This window comes from Acidimicrobiia bacterium (genome assembly GCA_016650365.1).
GTDB lineage: Bacteria > Actinomycetota > Acidimicrobiia > Spongiisociales > JAENVV01 > JAENVV01.
The window spans coordinates 1-5,261 of the sequence record JAENVV010000037.1 but is presented as its reverse complement, the minus strand read 5'-3'; the positions used below and the strand labels follow the sequence as shown (position 1 = coordinate 5,261).

Annotated in this window: 2 protein-coding genes; one reads left to right on the top strand and one right to left on the bottom strand. The window is 60.8% G+C overall.

Features of this window, described 5'->3' with window-relative positions:
• Window positions 1–2,289, top strand: a 2,289-nt coding sequence (locus JJE47_02365; GenBank protein MBK5266255.1) for a hypothetical protein, incomplete at its 5' end; no start/stop codon positions are given.
• A 31-nt stretch (window positions 2,290–2,320) separates the two neighbouring features.
• Here JJE47_02365 and JJE47_02360 read toward each other — a convergent pair.
• A partial coding sequence (locus JJE47_02360; protein MBK5266254.1) for a tetratricopeptide repeat protein occupies window positions 2,321–5,261 on the bottom strand: 2,941 nt, incomplete at its 5' end.

The following is a 5,261-nucleotide window of genomic DNA, read 5'->3' as shown; positions in this document are numbered from 1 at the left end:
TCCTGGGGTGCTGCAAGTAGCTACGCCTTCTGGGTCCAGGCATGCGACACGAGTGCAAACTGCGGATCTTCGACCGCCAAAGGCGTGTACTTCGCGACCACCGACACCGGCGGGGGCGACGTCGTTACGATCGACATCTCGGCCACCGAAGTAAACGGATGGTATGCGGGAGCTGTCGATGCCGTGGCCACGTCGAGTGCAGGGTTGATCGACCGGTACGTCTTGGACGGCGTCGAAATAGACGTCACGAATGCGGCCTCCCTGACGATCCCGGTCTCGGCACCAGGCGGCCACTTTCTGCTCGTCTATGACACTCTTGGAAACGTCGGCGCTCGCCTTCTGGCGATTGACGGGACGCCACCGGTAGCGAATCACAGCATCAACCCTGCGCCAGTAAACGGATACAACGCTCCCAAAGTAATCGTCTCCATATCGGCCCTTGATCCGTTTGGTTCGGGCGTCGACCGCATCGAGTACAGCACCGACGACTTCACCACAAAGACCTCGGTGTCAGGGCCATTCGCTTCGGTCACCGTTAGCTCCACGTCGACAGTCTCCTACCGGGCAGTCGATCGGGTTGGCAATCAGAGTTCCATTGTCGACGTAACGATCAGCATCGACACGACGGCACCAAGTGTGACGGCGACGGCTGGCACCGGAATCAACGGCGGATGGTCCCCGACTTCACCAGTGAGCGTCGAGTTGGTCGCTACCGACAACGAAGTCGGCACCGTGGCATCAACCGAGTATTCCTATGACGGGTCAACCTGGATTCCATATTCGGCCCAGTTTGATGTGCCCACCGAGGGAACAACGACGATCAATGTACGGGCCACCGATGTTCTCGGCAACACTGGTCCCTCCCCGAACGTTGTCGTGCGTATAGACACATTGGATCCGACAGCTTCGATAGCGTCACCAAGCGGGCCATATGCTCAGAATGCCGCGGTACCGGCGGACTTCACCTGCACCGATCCCGGCACTAGTGCGTCGGGGATCGCCACATGTGTCGGGAGCTCTGACCTTGATTCATCGATCGACACATCGACCGTTGGCAGCTTCACGTTCACGGTCACCGCCACCGACAACGCCGGCAACGTGACCATCGAACAGTCATCGTACAGCGTGGCCGACGTGACGGCGCCGGTGATCAACATCGTCACTCCGACAACAGGCGGGACCACAACCACAACCGTCGAACTCGGCACCAGCAACGTGACCGCTAGCTATAGCTGCTTCGATGCAGCCGATCCGGCGCCGACCTGCCTAGGTGTGGTCGGTCCGGAGGGTACGATCGGTACGACTTCGGTCGCCTCCCTCGCAGCGCTGCCATCAACTTCGCTGGGACGCTTCACGCTCACGGTGACCTCGACCGACCAGGCGGGTAACTCTTCAAGCACGTCAGCGGTCTACGAGGTAGTAGATACGACCGCCCCATCGGTTGGCATCGAAATCGTGTCGGATCCACCACCGGTGAATGGCTGGAACGCGGGGAACGTGACCGTGACAATCAACGCGTCGGACGCCAGTGGTACTGCGACTATCACCTATCGGACTTCCACCGATGGCGGCCAAACATGGAGCCCGTGGACGGATTACGGTGGTCCATTTCAGGTCTCCTCCGAGGGAACCACCCTTATCGAAGGTAGCGCCGAGGACAGCTCTAACAACGTCGCTATGACCGCGCCTATCACCGTCAAGATCGACAAGACGGCTCCGGCCATCTCGTCGACTGTACCGACGTCCGTGATCGTTGGATCGACTGCACCGACCGTGCAGTTCACCTGCGCCGACACGGGCGGTTCCGGCGTAGCGAGCTGCACGAGCGTGCCTGCCCTCGGTACGGCTCTCTCCACCGCAACACCGGGGACGGTTAGCTTCACGGTCAGCGCTGTTGACAATGTCGGCAACGCGTCGCAGAAAACCTTCACCGTGGCGGTCAAGTACAAGGTGTGTCTGCTCTACAACGCCAACAAGCCGCAACCGGCCAACGGGACGGTTGCGATCAAAGTCCAACTCTGTGATACGAGCAACAACAATCTGTCCAACTCGTCGATCGTGCTGACCGCGACAAATGTCGACGGCGCCGGAGCGATCCCGCCGCAGGACAGTGGCTCTTCGAACAGCCCGACTTTCGAATTCCGATATGACGCCAACCTGGCCGGGTACATCTACAACTTGGAGGTTTCAGCACTGCAGCCCCCCATCAATGCAGGAGAACACAACCTGAACTTCGTCGTTTCCACCACCGGGAGTGCCGTCTACGTGGCCAAATTCACCCTCAAGTAAGACGACATCTCGGTTGGATGCAGGTCGACAATTAGCCGAACGGCACCACCGGGGTGGCAATGACGCCAAGCTGGACAAGTCGTTCTCCCTGGCCGTTGTTCCAAACGGGGCAATCTGGATGGTCGGGAAGAACCCGAGCCAGGGCTTCCATGGCCATGGCAGTCTCGAATTGCGAATCGGCCTTGATGGCATCATCGAGGCCCTGCCTCAACTCACGTTCTGCAGTGTCTTGATCGGATTCCGAGGCGGCACAATACCCGAGCACCCGATGGAGGGCCGCCCGCTGCATCAGCGTCGATGGGTCATTTGCCATGTCCCGAAGCACGGCCGTGGCGAGGCCACACGCTTCGTCGAATCTGCGAGCGAAGAGGTGCATCTCCGCCTGACGAACACGACCCTCAAACACATACGCCTTGGCGCCCATTTCCTCGAACAGTTGCAGGCCCTTGTCAAGTTCTGTGGAGGCCTCATCGAGCCTGCCGAGGCGGGTGAGGGCTCGGCCAAGATTGAGCAGCGCGAGACCGACACCGGCCCTGATTCCACTGCTGTCCCATTCGTAGAGTGCCCGACGGAACATCTCCTCGGCCTCGACCACCTTCCCCTGGTCGGAGTAGACCTCGGCGAGGTTGTTGACCGAGGCTGCTGCACCGCTCAAATCGCCGGCGCGGCGTCGGGCGTCTTCGCTGCGGGTCCAAAGGTCGAGCGCGTCGTCCCAGTCACCCCGGTAGTAGGAGTGGATGCCCAGGTTGTTCAGCACGTTGCCGAGGCCGACCAGATCACCGATTCGTTGATAGATCCTGATCGCTTCCTGCGCGGCCGGCACTGCTTCCGGGGAGCCGACGTGGGCGTAGGCCGTCACAATCAGGTAGAGGGCGTGCGCCCGTTGGCTATCGGTGAGATCGCCACGGTCGAGCACGGCCGTGCACCATTCGATCGTGTCGTTAAAGCGGCCCTGGCGGAAACGGATGCCGCCATAAGCGAGGGACAGGTCGACAATGGATTCGGTGGCGTTCGGGTCTCCCTCTACGAGATTCAAGCCCCGGCGGAACCACCGCAGCGCTCCAGACAGCTGACCTGATTTCTCGCGAATCATTCCGAGCTTTGACATCAACCGGCCCTGGGCAGGACGATCGTCGGCAAGGAGATCACGAGCGTTTTGGTAGGCCCGTTCTGCCTCCCCATAGCGGCCCGACGTGTCGCACACATCCCCGAGCGCCTCAAGGATTCGGGCCAGATCTTCGGTCATCGTGGCGTCGATACGACGGCCCGAATCGACAGCGATCCGGTATTGGGCAACTGCCTCGGACAGTTCATATCGCGATCGGGCGTGATCACCCGCCGAGACGGCGTAGTGCCAAGCCTTCTCGTATTCGCCCCCCTCGGAGAAGTGGGCAGCGAGCAACTCGGCAACGCTTTCCGGGTCGTCGCCGGCCAACCGCTCGATGACTTCTCCCGCTCGTGCATGGAGTTGTCGCCGACGCCGGTAGGACAAACCCTGGTAGGCAATGTCATGGACCACCGCGTGCCGAAATCGCCAACGGTCGGGACCGTCGGCCTCGACATATCGGTTCAAGTCACGGCGGGTTGCTTCATCGAGTTCCATACCCTCTGGCGCAAGGAATTCGTCGAGCACAGACCGCGGAAAACTCCGCCCAAGCACGGATGCATACCGCATGACCTGCTTGGTCAGCGGTGGCAGGAGGTCAATCTGGGCTGAAACCACCGCATCGAGCGACTCGGGCAAATCGGATACCTGGCCCGTCTCCCGAACGATTTTGATGATCTCCGACAGGAACAACGGGTTCCCGCCTGCCCGGGCCACCACGCTCTCGACGTCCGCGGGTCGTAGCGGAGCCTTGCGGGTGCTTTCCACAACGATGGCTTTCGAATCCTCCGGTCGAAGCGGTTCGAGTGGCAATTCCATGCCAATCGGTGCGAATTCGGATCCATCAATGCGAGCCGCGGCCACCACCAGCCAACTGTGCTGATCGGCCACAGCGGCCAGTTTCTTGACGAGTGCCACGGTAGCGTCATCTAGCCAATGGCCATCGTCGAACGCCAGTACAAACGCACCTTCCAGTATCGCTTCAAACAGATCCACCAGGGCGTCGACGGTCCGATCTGGTCGAAAACGAGGTTCAATTTCAGTGGTCTCGGGCGTTGGCTCCATCTCGATCCCCACCACATCGCCAATCAACGATGCGAATGCCACAAGATCGGGAACTCGCTTCGCAATGACCGATGCGAGCGCGTCCGCCATTTCCGCCTGTGATGCTCGTTCGATCCCGAGCAGCGCCAGGAGCGGGTCGCTCAAGGCGTAGTAGGTGTTGTCCTTGCCATGTGGTTCGCCCCGAACCGTGAACCAGGCGCTGTCTGGTGAAGCGGAGCGCAACTCTTGGAGGATGCGAGTTTTCCCCATCCCCGTGTCACCTGTGACCGTAACGGAGCGTCCAACGCCTCCGGCTGCGAGCCCCATCTCCGTGACCAAACTCTCGAAACTCGACTCGCGCCCCATGAACGGGAGTTCACGATTGAATGTAGATGGACGGGTACCGATCTTTTCGAACAGCTCAAAAGCCTGGACTGGCTTGTCCTTGCCTTTTACGGAGAACGGTTGGGGCGTCTCTGTCCGGAACAGGGTGGTCGAGCGGTCGACGACCCCTGGAGAGGCATACAAAGACCCCGGCGTCGCTGCTGCCATGAGGCGGGCGGCCAGGTTCACGGTGTCACCCATGATCGTATACGTAGTCCGGAAAGATGTGCCGACGTCTCCGGCAAACACGTGCCCCCGATTCACGCCGACCCGAATCTCCAGCCGTGGTTTCACGTCGAGAATCTTCCTGGCGACCCGCAACAACCGCCCTTCGTCGTCCTCCCGGGCGCTAGGCACCCCGGCCACCAGAATGATCTTGCCGCCGTCAGCGTCGATGTAGCTCGCGAAGAGTACGCTTTCCTGCGCCCGCGCCGGCGCG